The organism is Umezawaea tangerina (assembly GCF_003002815.1).
Taxonomy (GTDB): Bacteria; Actinomycetota; Actinomycetes; order Mycobacteriales; family Pseudonocardiaceae; genus Umezawaea; species Umezawaea tangerina.
Map to the genome: position 1 here is coordinate 741,057 of NZ_PVTF01000003.1, position 19,696 is coordinate 760,752.

General features: G+C 72.6%; 14 protein-coding genes. 6 read left to right on the top strand and 8 right to left on the bottom strand.

Annotation, left to right across the window (positions count from 1 at the left end; all coding sequences use genetic code 11):
- Positions 1 to 34: 34 nt before the first annotated feature.
- Positions 35 to 1,054 (bottom strand): hypothetical protein, encoded by a 1,020-nt coding sequence (locus CLV43_RS13815; protein WP_106187479.1) that lies wholly within the window; start codon positions 1,052 to 1,054, stop codon positions 35 to 37.
- A 99-nt stretch (positions 1,055 to 1,153) separates the two neighbouring features.
- Complete coding sequence (locus CLV43_RS13820) at positions 1,154 to 1,774, bottom strand: TetR/AcrR family transcriptional regulator (protein ID WP_170155831.1); 621 nt, start codon at positions 1,772 to 1,774, stop codon at positions 1,154 to 1,156.
- A gap of 69 nt (positions 1,775 to 1,843) precedes the next feature.
- On the opposite strand from CLV43_RS13820, the gene CLV43_RS13825 reads away from it, so the two are divergent.
- Genes CLV43_RS13825 through CLV43_RS13835 form a run of 3 tightly spaced genes read left to right on the top strand, consistent with a single transcriptional unit; the run spans position 1,844 to position 5,222 of the window.
- The gene (locus CLV43_RS13825; protein ID WP_106187481.1) at positions 1,844 to 2,698 is read left to right on the top strand and encodes a metal-dependent hydrolase; all 855 of its coding nucleotides are present in this window, start codon (positions 1,844 to 1,846) and stop codon (positions 2,696 to 2,698) included.
- Complete coding sequence (locus tag CLV43_RS13830) at positions 2,698 to 3,603, top strand: PDR/VanB family oxidoreductase (RefSeq protein WP_106187482.1); 906 nt, start codon at positions 2,698 to 2,700, stop codon at positions 3,601 to 3,603. The genes CLV43_RS13825 and CLV43_RS13830 overlap by 1 nt, the downstream gene beginning before the upstream one ends.
- The gene (locus tag CLV43_RS13835) at positions 3,600 to 5,222 is read left to right on the top strand and encodes an SDR family oxidoreductase (protein WP_106187483.1); all 1,623 of its coding nucleotides are present in this window, start codon (positions 3,600 to 3,602) and stop codon (positions 5,220 to 5,222) included. Before CLV43_RS13830 ends, CLV43_RS13835 begins: the two co-directional genes overlap by 4 nt.
- Here the strand turns inward: CLV43_RS13835 and CLV43_RS13840 are convergent.
- The 5 genes from CLV43_RS13840 to CLV43_RS13860 form a co-directional block, all read right to left on the bottom strand.
- A complete protein-coding gene (locus CLV43_RS13840) occupies positions 5,219 to 6,496 on the bottom strand; it encodes a M1 family metallopeptidase (RefSeq protein WP_106187484.1) in 1,278 nt (425 codons plus the stop codon). The genes CLV43_RS13835 and CLV43_RS13840 overlap by 4 nt on opposite strands.
- Entirely contained in the window at positions 6,487 to 10,329 is a 3,843-nt protein-coding gene (locus CLV43_RS13845; RefSeq protein WP_245886404.1) for a Pls/PosA family non-ribosomal peptide synthetase, read from the bottom strand. Before CLV43_RS13845 ends, CLV43_RS13840 begins: the two co-directional genes overlap by 10 nt.
- A gap of 261 nt (positions 10,330 to 10,590) precedes the next feature.
- Entirely contained in the window at positions 10,591 to 12,372 is a 1,782-nt protein-coding gene (locus CLV43_RS13850) for a DUF4153 domain-containing protein (RefSeq protein ID WP_245886406.1), read from the bottom strand.
- A gap of 35 nt (positions 12,373 to 12,407) precedes the next feature.
- A complete protein-coding gene (locus CLV43_RS13855; RefSeq protein WP_106187606.1) occupies positions 12,408 to 13,436 on the bottom strand; it encodes a HAMP domain-containing sensor histidine kinase in 1,029 nt (342 codons plus the stop codon).
- A gap of 23 nt (positions 13,437 to 13,459) precedes the next feature.
- Entirely contained in the window at positions 13,460 to 14,146 is a 687-nt protein-coding gene (locus CLV43_RS13860; RefSeq protein WP_211304345.1) for a response regulator transcription factor, read from the bottom strand.
- An 84-nt stretch (positions 14,147 to 14,230) separates the two neighbouring features.
- Here CLV43_RS13860 and recD2 point away from each other — a divergent pair, with 84 nt between their 5' ends.
- Both recD2 and CLV43_RS13870 read left to right on the top strand, forming a co-directional pair.
- Positions 14,231 to 16,435: an SF1B family DNA helicase RecD2 gene (gene recD2 / locus CLV43_RS13865; RefSeq protein ID WP_106187487.1), complete on the top strand. Its 2,205-nt coding sequence runs from the start codon at positions 14,231 to 14,233 to the stop codon at positions 16,433 to 16,435.
- 78 nt (positions 16,436 to 16,513) lie between these two features.
- Complete coding sequence (locus tag CLV43_RS13870) at positions 16,514 to 17,122, top strand: DUF3558 domain-containing protein (protein WP_170155832.1); 609 nt, start codon at positions 16,514 to 16,516, stop codon at positions 17,120 to 17,122.
- A 332-nt stretch (positions 17,123 to 17,454) separates the two neighbouring features.
- Here the strand turns inward: CLV43_RS13870 and CLV43_RS13875 are convergent, their stop codons facing one another.
- Positions 17,455 to 17,697, bottom strand: a complete 243-nt coding sequence (locus CLV43_RS13875) for a DUF2630 family protein (RefSeq protein ID WP_106187489.1) — start codon at positions 17,695 to 17,697, stop codon at positions 17,455 to 17,457.
- 170 nt (positions 17,698 to 17,867) lie between these two features.
- Between CLV43_RS13875 and CLV43_RS48465 the strand changes: the two genes are divergently transcribed.
- Positions 17,868 to 19,610 (top strand): M14 family zinc carboxypeptidase, encoded by a 1,743-nt coding sequence (locus CLV43_RS48465; protein WP_245886408.1) that lies wholly within the window; start codon positions 17,868 to 17,870, stop codon positions 19,608 to 19,610.
- The last annotated feature ends 86 nt before the right edge of the window (positions 19,611 to 19,696 follow it).

Here is a 19,696-nt window from a genome sequence, read left to right on the forward strand (position 1 = left end):
CGTGCGGTCGTGCACCCGGATCCGGGGATCCGAACTAGCCCCGCGACCAGGGGAACCGGCGGGTCCTGGTGAGCTTGGCCAGCGCACGTCGTGCCTTGGCTGCCAGGTCCTCGTCGTCGGACCGGACGGCCTGTTCGAACGCCGCGACGGCGCCGGGGGTGTCCTTGCGGTCCTTGAGCAGGAGGCCCAAGCGGTAGGCGGAGGTGTGGCTGCCGCGCTCGGAGCCCCGGCGGTAGGCGGCTTCGGCGGCGGCGAGGTCGCCGCGGTCCTGGAGGACGACGCCGTGCTTGTGCGCGCCGTCGGCGTCGCCTCGTTCGTCCATCATCCGCAGCAGCGCCTCGACCTGGTCGGTGTTGCCCAGCTCGCGCACCAGGTCCGGCACGTCCATCCGCTCCAGCGCGGGCTGCCGGGCGCGTTCGGCGAGGTCGGTGCGCCAGTCGGTGCCGGGCAGCGCCGACCCCGGTATCCCGGTGGGCTTCCCCTCCGCCATGTCCTCGCGGATCCGCTCGACCTGCTGCGCCAGGCGTCGGGCGCCCGCGCGGAAGTCCTCCGACACCTCGCCCGCGGCGGGCTCGTCCAGCAGGCGCAGCACCTCGGCGATGGCGTCGGCGGCCTCGGCGAGCCGGGTGCGGCACAGCGCCCGCACGAAGGCGAACGACTGGAGGGCTTGGACGTACTCGTCCCGCACGAGCGGTTCGGGTTGTGCGGCCACGACGTCCCGCAGCAGCCGCACCGCTTCCGCGGTCCGGTCGAGCGCGGGGTCGACGCGGACGCGCAGCGCCTCGATCGTGCCGATGTTGCGCAACCCGTGCGCGGTGCGGAAGTCCACCGCGCGGTCGAGCTGCTCGTCGCGGACGGCGCCCGCGTCCAGCGCGGCGGCCACGGCGTCGCGGAGCACGTCGCCGTCCTGCCGGAACACGTCGGCGGCCTCGGCGAGGCGGCCTGCCCGCAGGAGCTCCTGCGCCTCCTCGTCCAGTGCGGCGATGCCGAAGGTGAAAGCCTCGAAGCCGGTCAGCCGGATCTCCGGCTCACCGCCGGGTAACGCGTCCTCCACAGTGCACCTCTCTCGGGCAGGCGGGGTGTCCCGGTGTGCGGGGGCGTCCCAGTAGTAGCAGCGCCCGTGCGAACTGACCAGGGACCGCGACCGGCCCGGCTACTCCCCGCCGGGGAGCAGGTGCGCGATCCGACCGACGAAGGCCACCACCCGTTCCGGCGTGAAGTGGGCGGAGTCGGTCAGCACCAACCGCCCCGCCATCTCGCCCAGGGCGAGCATCGCGTGGCCGAGCAGTTCGGGGTCGACGTCGGCCGGGCCGCCGCGGGTCTGGAGACCGAGCGCCGCCAACGCCTCCACCTGCGCCAGCAACCCCGCGCGGACCTCCTCCACCCGCGCCCGGAACTCGCGGGGCGTCCCGTCGGGCGGCATCAGCACCAGCCGCCACCGCTCCGGCGCCTCCAGCACCGCGCGGACGAACACCTCGACGGCGTGGGCGAAGGCGTCCTCCGGTCCGCGTTCGGCGAAGTCGACGGGCAGCGCCGCCAGCACCTGCTCGGTGGCCCGCTCCGCCTCGCGCGCCAGCAGGGCGTCGACCACCTCGGCCCGGTTCGCGAACTGCTCGTAGAGCACCGGCTTCGTCACCCCGGCCTCGCGGGCGACCGCCTCCATGGTCAACACCCCGAACCCGTCGCCGATCAGCCGCAGCGCACCGTCGAGCAGCTGGTCCCTGCGCTGTTCGGGTGGCAGGCGGGCGGCGTACTTGCGACGTGTTGTGCGCACCACACCATATTGCTACGGTGGCGTAGCTTTCACAAAGCTACGCAGGCGTAGTAATTGCCGGAGGTCGCGATGGAGCCCGACAACCTCGTGCTGCAACCGAGGGACGTGCACTTCGACTGGACCGCGCTGCCGATGCACTGGGTGCCGGAGGAACCGGTCACGACGCACGTGATGAACGTGCTGCACCTGCTGCTCCCGGCGGGGGAGCGGTGGTTCGTGCGCACGTTCCGGCAGGCCGTCCCGCTGATCACCGACGACGACCTGCGCGAGGACGTGCTGGGCTTCATCGGGCAGGAGGCGACGCACGCCGAGGCGCACGGCGGGGTGCTGGACCACCTGCTGGCGAAGGGCCTCGACCCGCGGCCGTTCACCGACCGGGTGGAGTGGGTGTTCGACCGCGTCCTGGGGGACCGGCCGGGGCTGACCGCCGGGCAGCAGCGGGAGCAGCTGGTCGAGCGGATCGCGATCGTCGCGGCGGTCGAGCACTTCACGGCGTACCTCGGCGACTGGATGCTCAACGCGACGGCGTTCGACCGCGCGGGCGCCGACCCGACGATGCTGGACCTGCTGCGCTGGCACGCCGCCGAGGAGGTCGAGCACCGGAGCGTGGCGTTCGACCTGATGCGCCACCTCGACCGCCGCTACACCCGCCGCGCCCGCGCGATGCTGCTCAGCGCGCCACCTCTGCTGCACCTGTGGGTCCAGGGCGCCCGGTTCCTGATGGCGGCCGACCCGGACGCCGGACGGCTGGCGCTGCGGGACTTCCGCCGCGCGGGCCGCCGCGGCCTGCTGCCGACCGGGTACGACCTGACCCGCGCGTTCCTGCGCTACTTCCACCGCGGCTACCACCCGAAGCAGGAGGGCTCGACCAGCCAGGCCGTCGCGTACCTGGCCACGTCTCCCGCCGCGCGGGACGCGCACTGATGGACCGCTTCCTGCGCGGTCTGGCCCGGTTCACCGACGGCTACCTGAAGGTGTTGCCGCTGCTGGGGAAGGCCGTGCCCGACCGGCCGAACGCCCCGCTGGTGCTGGAGGTCGCGCGCCGGACGAGGGTCGCGCCGGACGTGGTCGCGCTCCGGCTCGTCGGGGACGGCCCGCTGCCCGCGTGGCAACCGGGCTGCCACCTCGACCTGCACCTGCCCTCCGGGCTGCGCAGGCAGTACTCCCTGTGCGGCGACCCCGCCGACCGCGACGGCTACCGGATCGCCGTGCGCCGCGTCGGCGCGGGCTCGGCCGAGGTCCACGACCTGCCGACGGGAACCCGGATCACCGTCCGCGGGCCGCGCAACGCCTTCCCGTTCGTCGCCGGAGGTCCGGTGCTGTTCGTCGCGGGCGGCATCGGCATCACGGCGATCCTGCCGATGGTCCAGGCGTCCCGGCGCGACGGCCTGGACTGGCGGCTGGTCTACGTCGGCCGGGCGCGCGCGATGCCGTTCCTGGACGAGCTGCCGGACGACCGGGTCGAGGTGCGGACCGGCAGGTCGGCGGACCTGCTCCGCGACGCCCACCCCGAGGGCGCGGTCTACTGCTGCGGCCCGCCGTCCATGCTGGACGCGGTCCGGCGCGACTTCGCCTCGGCACGGCTGCACTTCGAGCGGTTCTCACCACCGCCCGTCGTGGACGGACGGCCGTTCTCCCTCGAACTGCGCCGCAGCGGCGTGGTGCTGCCCGTGCCCGCCGACCGGTCCGCGCTCGACGTGCTCAAGGACCTCCGCCCGGACGTCCCCTACTCGTGCCGCCAGGGGTTCTGCGGCACCTGCGAGGTGGGCGGCGTCCGGGTCTGCGTGCAACGCCCGACCGGTGACCGACTCGTGCTGGAGGACCTGTGAACGTGCTGTCCGGTGACGTGCGCCTGGCGGTCCAGGTGCAGGGCGACCCGACCGCGCCCACCGTCGTGCTCGTGCACGGCTACCCCGACACGCACGCCGTGTGGGACGACGTGGTCCCGTTGCTGGTCAAGGACTTCCGCGTCGTCACCTACGACGTGCGCGGCGCGGGCGCCTCCGACCGGCCGCGCGGGCGGGACGCCTACCGGCTGGAACTCCTGAAGCAGGACCTGTTCGCCGTCGTCGACGCGGTCAGCCCGGACCGCCCGGTGCACCTCGTCGCGCACGACTGGGGCTCGATCCAGTCCTGGGAGGCCGTCACCGAACCGGGCGCGCGCATCGCGTCGTTCACCTCGATCTCCGGGCCCTGCCTCGACCACATGGGCCACTGGCTGCGGTCCCGGCCGTCGGTCGCGCACCTGCGGCAGCTCCTGCGGTCCTGGTACGTCCTCGCCTTCCACCTGCCGGTGCTCGCCCCGCTGGTGTGGAAGCTGGGGCTGGCCCGCCGCTGGGGCAACGTGCTGCGCAGGGCCGAGGGCGTCACGCGGAGCCCCGCGCGGACCCTCAAGGCCGACGCCGTCCAGGGGATCGCCCTCTACCGCGCCAACGTCCTGCCCCGCTTCAAGGCACCGCGCCCCCGCCGCACCGACATCCCGGTCCAGGTCGTCCAACCCCTGCGCGACGCCTACGTCGACACCACCCCGTTGGACCTGGAGCGCTGGGTCACCACGCTGCGCCGCCGCACCCTGGCCTGCGGCCACTGGGCACCGCTGACCCACCCCGCGGCCGTGGCGCGCATGGTCGCCGAGTTCGTCCACGACACGTCCCCGAGGCGCGAGCTGGTCGTCGTCACCGGCGGCGGCAGCGGGATCGGCCGTGCCACCGCGCTGGCGTTCGCCAGGCAGGGCGCGCTGGTCGTGGTGTCCGATGTGGACATGGTCAAGGCGCAGGAGACGGCGGCGATGGTCGGCGGGCACGCCTACCGGGTCGACGTGTCCGACGGGCGGGCGATGCGCGCGTGGGCCGAGGAGGTCGCCGCGGCGCACGGCGTCCCGGACGTGCTGGTGAACAACGCGGGCGTCGGGCACTCCGGCTCGTTCCTCAGCACGTCCACCGAGCAGTGGCGGCGCGTCCTGGACGTGAACCTCTGGGGCGTCGTCAACGGCTGCCGCGCGTTCGGCGAGCTGATGGTGGACCGCGCCGAGGGCGGCCACGTCGTGAACCTCTCCTCGGCCGCCGCCTACCTGCCGTCGAAGGTGCTCTCCGCCTACGCCACCAGCAAGGCCGCCGTGTTCATGCTCTCCGACTGCCTGCGCGCCGAGCTCGCCCCCGCGGGCATCGGCGTCTCGACGATCTGCCCCGGTGTGGTGAAGACCGACATCACCGCCACCACCACGTTCTCCGGCGTCGGCGAGGAGGAACAGGCCTGCAAGCAGGCCCGTTCGTCGCGGCTGTACGCACTGCGCGGCTTCGGCCCCGACCGCGTGGCCGCCGAGATCGTCCACGCGGTCCGCACCGGCAAGGCGGTCGTGCCCGTGACGGTGGAGGCCAAAGCGGCCCGCCTGCTGAGCCGGGCCGCACCCTCCGCGCTGCGCGCGATCGCGAAGCTGGACGTGCTCTAGGGCAGCTTCCCGGTGTACAGCCAGGACTGGAAGAACGCCGCCAGCGGGCGGGCCGTGTGCCGCTGGGCGACCGCGATGAACTGGTCCGTGGTGGCGGTGCGGTGCCGGTAGGTGTGCGTCCACTCGCGCAGCGCCGAGAAGAACGCCGCGTCGCCCAGCACGGTCCGCAGGGTGTGCAGGGTGAGCGCGCCGCGCTTGTACACGCGGTCGTCGAACATGTCGTCGACCCCCGGGTCGCCGATGCGGATGTTCTGGCCCTGCCGCAGCAGCGCGACCCTGGTCCTGGTCGCGATGGCGGACGCGGTGGCGCCGCCGGACTCCTCCGACCACAGCCACTCGGCGTACGCGGCGAACCCCTCGTTGAGCCAGATGTCGCGCCAGTCGGCCAGCCCGACGCTGTTGCCGAACCACTGGTGCGCCAGCTCGTGCGCGACCAGCCGTTCGAAGCCGCGCTTGCCGTCGACGTGGTTGGCACCGAACACCGACACGCCCTGCGCCTCGATCGGCACCTCCAGGTCGTCGTCGGTGACCACGACCGAGTACTGGCCGAACGGGTAGGGCCCGAACAGCCGCTCGAACAGCTCCACCATGGCGGGCTGGCGGCCGAAGTCGTGGGCGAACTTCGCGACCAGCCTGGAGGGCACGGCGGCGGGCTGGCCGTCGGTGAGCTCCAGCTCCTCGTACTGTCCTATCTGGACGGTCGCGAGGTAGGTGGCCATCGGTACGTCCTGCTCGTACACCCACGTCGTGGTGCTGCCGCCGACCTTGCCGTCGACCAGGACCCCGTTGGCCACCACGGTGTAGGGCGACGGCGCCGTGACGGTGATCCGGTAGGTCGCCTTCTCCCGCACGGTGTCGTTGCACGGGAACCACGACGGCGCGCCGATCGGCTGGCTGGCCACGATCGCGCCGTCGGCCAGCTGGTCCCAGCCGAGGTCGCCCCACGCCCGCGTGCGGATCGGCCGCGGTGTGCCGACGTAGCGCACCTCCACGGTGAACCGCGTGCCCGCCGCGATGGGCCTGGCCGCCCGCACCCGCAGCTTGCCGCCGCCGTGGGTGAAGCGGACCGGCCTGCCCTCGACGAGCACCCGGTCGACCTTGAACGTGCCGAGGTCCAGCACGAGGCCGGTCAACGCCACGCCCGCGACGACGGTGAGCCGCGCGCGCCCGGACAGCCGGGCGGCGATCGGCTTGTAGTCGAGGTCGAGGTCGTAGTGTGCTACCCGGTACCCCGCGTTCCCGTGCGCTGGGAGGTAGGAGTCCTTCAGCGCCATGCCGAGATCGGGTTTCCGAGCCAGCGGGTGCCCGACGGCACGTCCTCGCCGCGCATCACCAAGGATGCGGGGCCCACCGTCGTGTGCGCGCCGATCGTCGAGCCCGGCAGCACGATCCCGTGCGGCCCGAGCGTCGCGCCCGCGCAGAGCGTCACCTGGTCCATGCGCAAGATCCGATCATGGAACAGGTGCGTCTGCACCACGCACCCCCGGTTCACCGTTGCCCCTTGGTCCAAACGGACCAGGTCGGCCTCCGGCAACCAGTAGGTCTCGCACCACACCCCGCGCCCGACCCTGGCGCCCATCGCGCGCTGCCAGAGCGCCATCAGCGGCGTGCCCGAGACCGAGCCCACCAGCCACGGCACGGCCAGGACCTCGACGAACGTGTCCGCCAGCTCGTTGCGCCAGACGAACGCGCTCCACAGCGGGTACTCCCGCGCGCGGAACTTCCCGACCAGCGACCACTTCGCCACCACGGCCACCGCGCACGCCACGACGCCCGCGGTGAGCAGCAGCACACCACCACCGAGCGCGGCGGCCCAGAAGCCGTTCGCGGCCAGGAACTCGAAGCCCGCCAGGGCCAGCACGGCCAGTGCGAGCGACGCCATCACGGGCACGATCCGGCACAGCTCCACCAGCGCCCGCGCGACCACCAGCCGCCGCGGCGGGGCGAACGTGCGGCTGTCGTCGCCGGCCTCGACCGTGCGCGGCAGCTTGATCGGCGGCATCCCGAGGTAGGAGCTGCCCGCCTTGGCGCGCTTCGGCGTGGAGGACAGGACGCCGACCAAGCCGCGGTTCGGCACCGAACGGCCGGGCGCGGTCATGCCGGAGTTGCCGAGGAACGCGCGCTTGCCGATGCGGGCCGCGGCGATCCGCAGCCAGCCGCCGCCCAGTTCGTAGGAGGCGACCATGGTGTCGTCGGCCAGGAACGCGCCGTCGCCGACCGTGGTCATCTTCGGCAGCGCCACGACCGTCGAGGCCTCGACGTGACGACCGACCTTCATGCCGAGCGCGCGCAGCCACACCGGCGTGAACAGGCTGGCGTACAACGGGAACAGGCCGCCGCGCGCCATGTTCATCAGGCGTTCGGTGGTCCACGCCTGCCAGGCGATCCGGCCGTGCACCGGGTGGTAGCCCTCGCGCAGGCCGATGCTGAGCAGCCGCACCGACACCAGCACGACCAGCGCGTAGGACGCCATCCACGCGAGCGTCGCGACCGGCACGGTCAGCAGCGCGGTGCCCAGCGCGTCGGCGGGACCGGTGGTGGAGCTGAGGAAGTAGCCGACCAGCAGCAGCGCGGGCAGCGCCGTGACGGCCGACAGGGCGGACAGGCCGAACGAGGTCACGCCGTAGGCGAGCGACCAGCGGCGGGACCGCGGCGGCCGGGCCTTGGGCCAGCGGTGCGACGACCGGCCGTCCTTCATCGCGGGCACGCCGGACCAGCGCTGGCCGGTCGGCACCGAGCCGACCACACCGGAGCCGGGGGCGATCTCGGCGCGCTTGCCGATGCGCGCGCCGGGGAACAGGGTGCTGCGCGCGCCGACCGCGGCGCCCGCGCCGACCCGGATCTTGCCGATGTGCAGGCGGTCGCCGTCCAGCCAGTGCCCGGACAGGTCGACCTCGGGCTCGATGGCGCTGTTCTTGCCGAGCTTCAGCATGCCCGTGACCGGTGGCAGCGAGTGCAGGTCCACGCCGGGCGCGACCTTCGCGCCGAGGGCCCGCGCGTAGTGCGTGACCCACGAGCCCGCGAGGTTCGTCGCACCGCTCAGCTCCGCGAGCCGTTCGGCGGCCCACAGCCGCGTGTGGACGCTCCCGCCGCGCGGGTACGTGCCGGGGCGGACGTCGCGCAGCAGCAGCCGGGCACCGCCGGCGGCGATGGCGAGCCGTCCGGGCGGGCTGATCACCAGCGCCCAGCCGACCGCGACCCACGCCCACGAGATCGTCGGGGCCCAGGTGTAGGTGCCGGTCAGCGCCAACACGTTGTTGATCGCGGCCAGCGCGACCGTCCACCGCAGGCCGACCAGCGTGAACAGCGGGACCATCAGCAGGGTCTGGAGCGCTTGCGTCGAGCGGGGCGTCGGCGCGACCTCGCGCACGGACGCGGTCTCGGCGGCGTACTCGTCCAGCCGCGCGGCCAGCGCGCCGAGCGCGGGGTAGGAGTAGATGTCGCTGACCGAGCAGCTGGGGAAGCGGGCGCGGATCAGCGACACGAGCTGCGCACCCGCGAGGCTGCCGCCGCCGCTGGCGAAGAAGTCGTCGGCCGGGCTCGTCGCGGGGGAGCCGAGCAGCTGCCCCCACAGGTCCGCCAGCCACGCCTGCGTGCCGTGCATCCGCACGACCGGGCCTGCGGCGTCCAGTGACGGCAGTGGCCACGGCAGGGCGTCGCGGTCGACCTTGCCGGACGTCTTGGTCGGCAGCGTGTCCACGACGGCCAGCAACGGCACCAAGGCGGCGGGCAGCGCGGCCCGCAGGCGTTCCACGGCGTCCGCTTGGTCGAACTCGTCACTGACGACGTACCCCACGAGCAGCTGCGTGCCCGCCTTGTTCGTGCGCACGGCCGCGGCGGCGCCGGCGACGTTCGGCAGCGCCTGGAGCGCCGCGTCCACCTCGCCCAGCTCGATCCGGCGGCCGCCCAGCTTGATCTGCTCGTCCGCGCGGCCCAGGAACAGCAGGCCCTCGGCCTCGGCGCGGACCAGGTCGCCGCTGCGGTAGGCGCGGTCCCAGCCCAGCGCGGGCAGCGGCGCGTACTTCTCGGCGTCCTTGACCGGGTCGAGGTAGCGGGCCAGGCCGACGCCGCCGATGACCAGCTGGCCGGTCCCGCCCATCGGCACGACCTCGCCCCGCTCGTCCACGACGGCCAGCTCCCAGCCGTCCAGCGGCAGCCCGATGCGCACGGGCCCCTCGCCGGTCAGCCGGGCCGCGCACGCCACCACGGTCGCCTCGGTGGGCCCGTAGGTGTTCCACACCTCGCGCCCCTCCACGGCCAGCCGCTCGGCCAGCTCGGGCGGGCACGCCTCGCCGCCGAAGATCAGCAGCCGCACGTCGTCCAGCGCCTCGGTCGGCCACAGCGCGGCCAGCGTCGGCACCGTGGACACCACGGTGATCTCCTGCTCGACCAGCCACGGCCCCAGGTCCATGCCGGTGCGCACCAGCGAGCGCGGCGCGGGCACCAGGCACGCGCCGTGCCGCCAGGCGAGCCACATCTCCTCGCACGAGGCGTCGAACGCGACCGACAACCCGGCCAGCACCCGGTCGTCCGGGCCGATCGGGTCGTCGGCCAGGAACAGCCGCGCCTCGGCGTCCACGAACGCGGCCGCCGCCCGGTGCGTCACGGCGACGCCCTTGGGCCTGCCGGTCGACCCGGAGGTGAAGATGACCCACGCGTCGTCGTCCGGGTCGGGCTCCCCGACCAGGCCCAGCGGCGTGCCGCGCAGCACCAGCTCGCGGTCCGCGCCGAGCACCGCGCACACGTCCGCCTCGGTGAACACGACGTCCGCGCGCTCGTCCGGGTCCTCCGCGTCAACCGGCACGTACGCCGCGCCCGCGGCCAGCACCGCGAGGATCGACACGTACAGGTCGACCGTGCCCGACGGCACCCGCACGCCGACCTTGTCGCCGAGGCCGATGCCGTCCGCGGCGAGCTTCTGGCGCAGCTCGTCCACGGCGGCCAGCAGGCCGCGGTAGGTCAGCGCGGTGGTGCCGTCGTCCAGCGCGAACGCTTGCGGGTGCGTGCGCGCGGTCTCCGCGAGCACGTCGACCAGCGTCCGCTCGGGCGCGGCCGGGGCCACGTCGAACAGCGCGGGCACAGCGGTGGGAACGAGCTCTTCCTGCACAACGGTCACAGGATCGGGCCAAACGAGCACGGGCGCACGTCATCCTCCGGGATGGGTGGGGGAGCTGCTCCGCACCCGGTGGACGACCGGCCAGGCAGCTGTCGGGCGGCCGCAGTGCCAGCCCTTCGACCTGCGACTTTACCTCCGGGTAACGGATGCTGTCCCCATACCTATACCGCCAGTGGCTGTTGTCACAGATCGCTAACGCCCACGATGGCCCGAACGAGTGAGCAGCTCCCACCATCTGGAACGGTCAAGGCGTCACCTGGTCGTGCTGTACCCGATGTCGCACGAGCGGTCCCACGGAACGGCGTCGAGCAGGGGCCGCGCCCGCTCCCGGCTCAGGTTCCAGGCGTACCAGTCCCGCGTGTCGGCGAGGTCGGACTTCATCCGCACGAGCAGGCAGTCGCGCACGGCCGGGCCCAGCGGGTCGAACGCGGGCACGGCGTCCACGGACAGCGTGGCCAGGTAGGGCAGGTCGATCTTGCCGGTTGCCTGGAACCGCTCGACGTTGTGCTCGGCGATGAACCGGTCCGGGTTCAGCGCGGCCAGCACCAGCAGCGTCGCGATCCCGGTCGCCACCATCGACCGCGGCAGCCAGGCCGCGCGCAGCTTGACGCCCGCGCCGATGACCATCAGGTACACCGCCGCCAGCCACACCTCGCAGGAGAAGACCAGCAGCCGCAGCGCGGTGAACCCGTAGGCCTGCTGGTAGGCCCACATGCGGCTCAGCGCGGAGGCCACGATGACCAGGGTCAGCCCGGCGAGCCCGCCGAGCAGGCCCCGCAGCCACCGCCGGTCGGCCGCCGTCCCGGTCGCCGCGAACCTGGTCGCCACCCCGATGACCACGAGCGTGAGCACGGTGACCGCGAGCAGCTGCCAGAACCCGCTGCGGGCGTACTCGGCGTAGGTCAGCTCGGCCGTGCGCTGCACGTAGTCGTCCCCGCCGAACAGGCTCGCCAGCTGCACGCCGACGAAGACGGCGAACACCACGACCAGCAGCCCGATCGGGACCGCCCACTCGCGGCGGGACACCGTGCGCCGGGTGTGCGGCTCGGCGTCCAGCGGCAGCGCGGTGGCCTGCACGTAGCAGGCGCCGATCGTGCCCAGCCCGATCGTGACGAACAGGAAGCCCCACTCGAACGGCGACACGATGTCGAACTCCGGCACCAGGTCGCCCAGCAGCCCGGCGAACGCCGCGTCCGCGCCCGCCAGCAGCGGCACGAACACCAGCAGCAGGCCCGCGCTGATCAGGATCGTCCGGCCCAGCGCCTTGTCGTGGTGCTCCGGCCGCGCCGCTTTGAGCCCGCGCGCCGCCCACTTGATGCTGGGGAACGGAGCTATCCCGAGTGCGACCCCGCCCAGCACCACGCCCCGCAGCGTCCGGCCGTCGGTGACCGCGAGCGACCCCGCCGCGCACGCCGCCAGCACGCACAGGCTGAACAGCCAGTCGGCGGTCAGGAAGGTGGACACGCTCAACAGCAGCAGCGCGGTGACCGCCCACGCGATGCTCTCCGGCGAACGGCGTCCCGTCGCGGTGAACACCCCGACCACCGCGACGGCCCCGGTGAGCACCCAGCCGATGCCGGGGACGTCCATCGGCAGCATCGCCGCCGCCGCGACCCCCGCCGCCGCGCCCGCGTACAGGACCCGCCTCGACGCCGGGCCCTCCGGCGCCGGCCAGAGCGGGGCCGGGTCCCGGTGCGGCACCGGCGGCCACGGCGGCGCGGCCTGGGCGACCGGAGGAGCGGCCACGGCGACCGACGCCCCGCGGCCTGCGGAGGACGGTTCGGCGGTGGGTATCTCCTCCGCCGGCTTCCCCTCGCCGGTACCGGGTTTCCGATCGCCGGACGTTCCTTCGGGGATCTTCCCCACGGCGTCCTTCTCCTCGGCCCCCTTTCCTCCAGTGCTTTTCCCTTCCGGCGTCCTCCCGGCATCGGACCTCGCGGTCGAGGACCGGACGGGCATCGCGGTCGTGGGAACGGCGTCGATGCGGCGCAGACCGAGTTTCCTGGGCACGCCGGCGGCAGGCTTGTCGTTCATGGGGAACTCCGATTCCGAGGAGCGGGGACGTTCAGCTACAGGACGTCCGACTGGCGGGGAGGTTCAGCGGGCAGGCTGACGCGGATGCGGCAGCCGGGGCCGTCGACCACGGCGATCGTGCCGCCGTGCAGGTCCACGACCCAGCGGGCGATGTTGAGGCCGAGGCCGGTGCCACCGCCACCGGCCCGCTCCCCGCGGGTGAAGCGCTCGAAGACGCGCTCGCGGTCCTCGCGGGCGATGCCGGGACCCTCGTCCACGACCTCGACCACGAGCCCGTCGGCGTCCGACCGGGCGCGCACGTCCACCCGGCCGTCGGCCGGACCGTGCCGGGCGGCGTTGTCCAGCAGGTTGACCACGACCTGGTGCAGCCGTTCGCGGTCGGCGATGGCGGTGGCGCCGGGCGGGCTCACGTCGACGGTGAAGTGCACGCCGCGCTTGCCCGCCGCGGCGGCGACCTCCGCCTCCGCGACGACGTCGGCGAGCATCGGGGCGACCGCGAACTCCTCGCGGTGCAGCACCAGGACACCGGCGTCCACTTTGGACAGGTCGAGCAGCTCGGCGACCAGCCTGCCCAGCCGCTCGGTCTGCGCCAGCGCGGTGCGCATGGTCGGGCCGTCGGCGGGCGCCACCCCGTCGACCACGTTCTCCAGCACCGCCTGCAACGCGGTGATGGGCGTGCGGAGCTCGTGCGACACGTTGGCGATCAGCTCGCGGCGCTGCCGGTCGGCCGCCGCCAGGTCGGCCGCCATCCGGTTGAACGCGCTCGCCAGCTCGCCCACCTCGTCGCGCGCGGTCGCCCTGACCCGCCGCGAGTAGTCGCCCGCCCGCATCGCCCGCGCGGCGGCGGTCATCTCGCGCAGCGGCCTGGTCATGCCGTGCGCGAGCACCTGCGAGGTGAACAGGACGATGACCAGCGCCCCGATCGTGCTGCGCACCGGCAGCCAGCCGATCTGCGACCAGAAGAACGCCCACCCGGCCGTGGTCGGGGCCAGCAGCAGGATGCCGAGCTTCAGCTTGATCGACCGCACCGGGTCCAGCGGCCGGGGCAGCTCCTCCACCAGCATCGCGATGATCGTGCGGAACACGGTCACCTCGGCACCTCCAGCGCGTACCCGACCCCGTGCACCGTCCGGATCAGGTCCGCGCCGAGCTTGCGGCGCAACGCCTTGATGTGGCTGTCGACCGTGCGCGCCCCGGTGCTGTCGTGCCATCCCCACACCTCGCTGAGCAGTCGTTCGCGCGGCTGCACCGCGCGCGGGCGTTCCGCGAGGTGCACCAGCAGCTCGTACTCGGTGGGCGTCAGGTGCGCCTCGACGCCCGCGCGGTGCACCCGCCGTTCGGCCAGGTCGATCTCCAGGTCCGCCAGCTCGATGCGCTCGTCGGTCCTGGGCCGCGCGGCCCGTTCGACCCGGCGCAGCAGCGCGTGCACCCTGGCGGCCAGCTCGCGGATGGAGAACGGCTTCGTCAGGTAGTCGTCCGCGCCGACGGCCAGGCCGACCAGCAGGTCGGTCTCGTCGCCGCGCGCGGTCAGCATCAGCACCGGCACCGGTCGGTGCGCCTGGATCCGGCGGCACACCTCCAGGCCGTCGAAGCCGGGCAGCATCACGTCGAGCACCACCAGGTCGGGCTCGTTCGCCCGTGCGGCGGCGACCCCGGACGGGCCGTCGTGGGCGAGCTCGACCAGGAACCCCTCGGCGCGCAGCCGCGCCGCCACCGACTCGGCGATCGTCAGCTCGTCCTCGACCACCAGCACCCGTCGCTGTCCGCCCGTCATGCGGCCGACCCTAGGGGCTCGGCGTGGAGAGGTCAGGGGCGACTTGTGGAGGTCGTGTGGAGGTGTGCGCCTACGCTGGGCGGCATGCCGGGTGAGGGATCGGTCCTGGAGGCCGTGCTGGAGCGGATCACCTTCGCCAACGAGGAGACGGGCTACACGGTCGCGAAGGTCGACACCGGGCGCGGCAGCGGTGACCTGCTGACCGTCGTCGGCGCGCTGCTCGGCGCCCAGCCCGGCGAGTCGATCCGGATGCGCGGCCGGTGGGGGTCGCACCCGCAGTACGGCAAGCAGTTCTTCGTCGACGACTACACGACCGTGCTGCCCGCGACGATCCAGGGCATCCGCCGGTACCTGGGCTCCGGGCTGATCAAGGGCATCGGGCCGGTGCTCGCGGACAAGATCGTCACGCACTTCGGCGTGGACGCGCTCGACGTCATCGAGCAGGCGCCCGAGCGGCTGATCGAGGTGCCGAAGCTCGGGCCCAAGCGCACCAAGCTGATCGCCGCCGCGTGGGAGGAGCAGAAGGCGATCAAGGAGGTCATGATCTTCCTCCAGGGCGTCGGGGTGTCGACCTCCCTCGCCGTGCGGATCTACAAGCAGTACACCGACAGGTCGATCGACGTCGTCCGCCAGGAGCCCTACCGGCTCGCCTCCGACGTGTGGGGCATCGGGTTCCGCACGGCCGACGTGATCGCGAAGGCCGTCGGCATCCCGCACGACAGCCCGCAGCGGATCAAGGCCGGGCTCCAGTTCACGCTGTCCGAGGCCACCGGCAACGGCAACTGCTTCCTGCCCGAGCAGTCCTTGATCGGCGAGGCCATCAAGATCCTCCAGGTCGACGCCGGACTGGTGATCGACTGCCTCGCCGAGCTGGTGGACGAGGAGGGCGTGGTGCGCGAGGTCCTGCCGGTGGACGGCGAGGACGTGCCCGCGATCTACCTGGTTCCCTTCCACCGCGCGGAGATCTCGGTCGCGGGCCAGCTGCTGCGGCTGCTCGGCACGTCCGACGAGCGGATGCCCGCGTTCGGGTCGGTGGACTGGACGCGCGCGTTCGCGTGGCTCGGCGCGTCGCTCGAGGCCAAGCAGGAGGAGGCCGTGAAGCTCGCGCTGACCCGCAAGGTCGCCGTGCTGACCGGCGGACCCGGCTGCGGCAAGAGCTTCACCGTGCGGTCGATCGTGCGGCTCGCGGCGGCGAAGGGCGCGAAGGTCGTGCTGGCCGCGCCGACCGGCCGGGCCGCCAAGCGGCTGACCGAGCTGACCGGTCACGAGGCCCGCACCGTGCACCGGCTGCTGGAGCTCAAGCCCGGCGGTGACGCGGCGTTCGACCGGGACCGTCCACTGGACGCGGACCTGGTGGTCGTCGACGAGGCGTCCATGCTGGACCTGTTGCTGGCCAACAAGCTCGTCAAGGCCGTCGCGCCCGGCGCCCACCTGCTGCTGGTCGGCGACGTGGACCAGCTGCCGTCCGTCGGTGCGGGGGAGGTGCTGCGCGACGTGCTGGCGCAGGGCAGCCCGGTCCCGAACGTCCGGCTGACGCACATCTTCCGGCAGGCCCAGCAGTCCGGCGTGGTCACCAACGCCCACCGGGTGAACTCCGGCGAGTACCCCGTGGTGCAGGGGCTGCCGGACTTCTTCCTGTTCCCCGTGGAGGAGGCGGAGGAGGCGGCGACGATGACGGTGGACGTGGTCGCCCGCCGCATCCCGGCGAAGTTCGGTCTCAACGCCCGCCGCGACATCCAGGTGCTGGCGCCGATGCACCGCGGACCGGCGGGCGCGGGCGCGTTGAACGCGGTGCTGCAGGAGGCTTTGACGCCCGCCCGCGAAGGTCTGCCGGAACGCCGGTTCGGCGGCCGCGTGTTCCGGGTGGGGGACAAGGTCACGCAGATCCGCAACAACTACGACAAGGGTGTAAATGGTGTCTTCAACGGCACTCTCGGCGTCGTGACCGGACTGGACACCGTCGAGCAGAAGCTCACCGTCCGCACCGACGAGGACGAGGACGTCGACTACGAGTTCGGTGAGCTGGACGAGCTGACGCACGCCTACGCGATGACCATTCACCGTTCACAGGGGAGCGAGTACCCGTGCGTCGTCATCCCGGTGACGACGAGCGCGTGGATGATGTTGCAGCGCAATCTGCTTTACACCGCAATCACCAGGGCGAAGAAGCTCGTAGTCCTCGTCGGATCCCGAAAGGCCATCGGTCAGGCCGTTCGGACCGTCGGCGCAGGTAGACGACACACCGCGCTCGACCACCGGCTGCGACCGCGGTCCGTCCATTTGAGTTGACCCGAAGTTTTCCTAGATCGACGACCACTCTTGTGGGCACACTGCTTCCCGGCAGAACCTCCAGCCGTAAGGACTCCAGTGCGCACCCTGCTCCTCCTCACCGCTTTGACGACACTGGCTTTCGCCACCGCGGGCTGCGGTGACTCCCCGTCCACGCCCGCCGCGGCGGCCGACGGCCTCGGCGACACCACCCAGCACGGCGCACCGCGGGTGGCCTCCCCGATGGTCTTCGCCAACTCCGCGAAGAAACCCTGTGGCCTGCTGACCGAGCCTCAGCTCAAGACACTCGGCATGCCGGGGGTCGAGGGCGTCGCAGGCGCGGGCGACACCGGTCCGATGTGCGACTGGGACGACACCCCCGGTACCAGCGGGCAGCGCGTCAGCTTCACGTTCACCAAGGGCAACGGCAACGGTGGACTCGACCGCGTCTACGAGCTCAAGAGCACCTTCAAGCTGTTCGAGCTCCAGGCGCCCATCCAGGACTACCCCACGCTCCTCAACGCGCCCACGGACGACCGCCTCAAGGGCGTGTGCACCCTGGTCGTCGGCATCACCGACGACCAGATCCTCACCACCACGATCCAGATGCGCACCACCCCGAAGCCCGCGCCGCGCGCGTTCGAGCCGTGCGTCGTGGCCAGGGAAGCGGCCGACCTCGCGCTGACCAGCATCCGCACCGCGGGCTGACCCCGGCGGTGTCGCGCGGCGGCCGACCTCTGGGGTGGTTCTCGGCGGCCGTCACCGCACCGCTCCGGCGCGGTTGGCGCGGAAAGCGTTTTCAGGCATCGGGTCGCGGTGTGCGAGCCGGTGTAGGCCTCGTCTGTCCGACAACCGACAAGTGGTAGCTGACAACCACTTCACGATCGGCGAGCGGGGTGGACCTCGGCGACGAGGCGGGCGACCGCCGACGTCGCCTGCCTCGTCCTGTCCGCATCAGACAGGTTTTTCCCACCCCGTCTCCGTACGCGCCGTCCGGGCCGCCGGTTCGCCCGGAGCGGGCGCGCGGAGACGGTGCCGTCCTACTGGCGGTAGCCCTCGACGGTGCCGGCGTCGCGGGTCTCGGCGGCGTCGGGGTCCATGCCGGCCGCGCGGCGCGCACGGCGTTGGCGGAGCAGGTCCCACGCCTGGTCGAGGCCGACCTCGATCGTGCGCAGGCGGGCCGTCTCCTCGGCGGACAGGCCTTCGCCGATCCTCGAGTTCTCCAGCTCGTGCTCCTCGGCGACCAGCTGGTTGATCCGGGAGATCACTTCTTCGTCGGTCATGGGCTCAGGACTACCCCCACTCCGGGGTGCGCCGCCACTCGACGTGGGCTCCGTCTCCTGGTCCATAACGCCCATGTATGGCCGGTCGGAGGGTGTGCGCGACCCGGTTCGTGCCCCATCCTCCAGCTCAACCCTGCGAAAGGATCAACGTGTTGTCGAGAAAACGTCCGATGGTGTCCTTCGCGGTCGCCCTCGCGGCCGCGGGTGCGGTGATCGCCGGTGGTGCGCCCGGTTCCGCGGGTCCCCTGCCCGACGCGGCCGCGGCGCAGCCCGGTCCGACCTACGTCTACAAGGTGCACGCGCCGCTCGGTCAGCAGTCGCAGGACCTGCTCGGCCGCGGGTTCGACGTGCTGGAGCAGCGCGACGGGGACAGCCTGTTCGTCCTCGGCGGCAAGGACGAGGGCACCCGCCTGCAGCAGGCCGGTTTCACCGCGGTCGTCGACCAGGTGCTGGCCCCGCCGCAGTGGACGCCGCCCGCCAAGAAGTCCCAGGTGGACGCGGCCGACATCAACGAGACCTTCTACGGCGGCTACCACACGGTCAACGCCCACTACGCCCACCTCGACGCCGTCGCGGCCCAGTACCCGTCCCTCACCACGCTCGTCGACTACGGCGACTCGTGGAAGAAGACCCAGGGCGCGGGCGGCTACGACCTGCGGGCCATCTGCATCACCAAGCTCAACGCCGGTGACTGCGCCCTCGACCCGAACGCCCCCAAGCCGCGCTTCTTCGTCATGGGCCAGCTGCACGCCCGCGAGCTCACCACCGGTGACGTCGCCTGGCGCTGGATCGACCACCTCACCTCCGGCTACGGCACCGACGCGAGCGTCACCGCCCTGCTCGACTCCACCGAGGTGTGGGTCGTCCCGCAGGCCAACCCGGACGGCGTCAACATCGTGCAGCAGGGCGGCAACTCGCCGATCTACCAGCGCAAGAACGCCAACGGCACCAACGGTTCCAACTGCGGTGGTTCCGCCAGCAGCCAGCTCGGCATCGACCTGAACCGCAACACCAGCTCCCACTGGGGCGGCCAGGGCACCTCCAGCGCCCCCTGCGACCAGACCTACAAGGGCCCCAGCGCCAACTCCGAGGTCGAGACCCAGGCCCTCCAGTCCCTGTGGCGCAGCCTCTACAAGGACAAGCGCGGCACCGCCCCCGGCGACGCCGCCCCCGCCGACACCACCGGTGTCGTCGTCAGCATGCACAGCTACTCGAACCTGATCCTCTTCCCGTGGGGCTACGACTCCACCCAGAAGGCCGGGAACGACGCCCCGCTGCGCAAGATGGGCACCGACCTCCAGGCCATCGCCGGCTCCGGCTGGACCTCCGGCCAGCCCGGCGAGGTCCTCTACAACGCCGCGGGCGCCACCGACGACTGGGTCTACGACGACCTCGGCGTCGCCAGCTTCGTCTGGGAGATCGGCCCCAGCAGCGGCTCGTGCAGCGGCTTCTTCCCGACCTACTCCTGCCAGGCGGGCACCTTCTGGCCCAAGGTCAAGCCGATGCTGACCTACGCCGCCGACAAGGCCGCCGGCCCCTACGCCACCACCACCCCGCCGCCCACCGGCTGCGACACGAGGACCAACGACACCGACGTCGCCATCCCCGACAACGGCGCCGCGGTCACCAGCACCATCACCATCGCGGACTGCACCGGCAACGCCTCCGCCACCTCCCAGGTCGAGGTCCACGTCAAGCACACCTACCGCGGTGACCTCGTGCTGGACCTGGTCGCCTCCGACGGCTCCTCCTACCGCCTCAAGTCGTCCAACAACGACTCCGGCGACAACATCGACACCACCTACACCGCGAACCTCTCGTCCGAGCTCCGCAACGGCGACTGGAAGCTCAAGGTGCAGGACGTCGCCTCCCAGGACGTCGGCAACATCGACACCTGGAGCCTGACCGTCTAGGAAACACCGGGACACCAAGGGGAAGCGGCCGGTCGGGCACCTCGACCGGCCGCTTCCGCCGTTCCGCGTCGTACGGGGGCCGACTT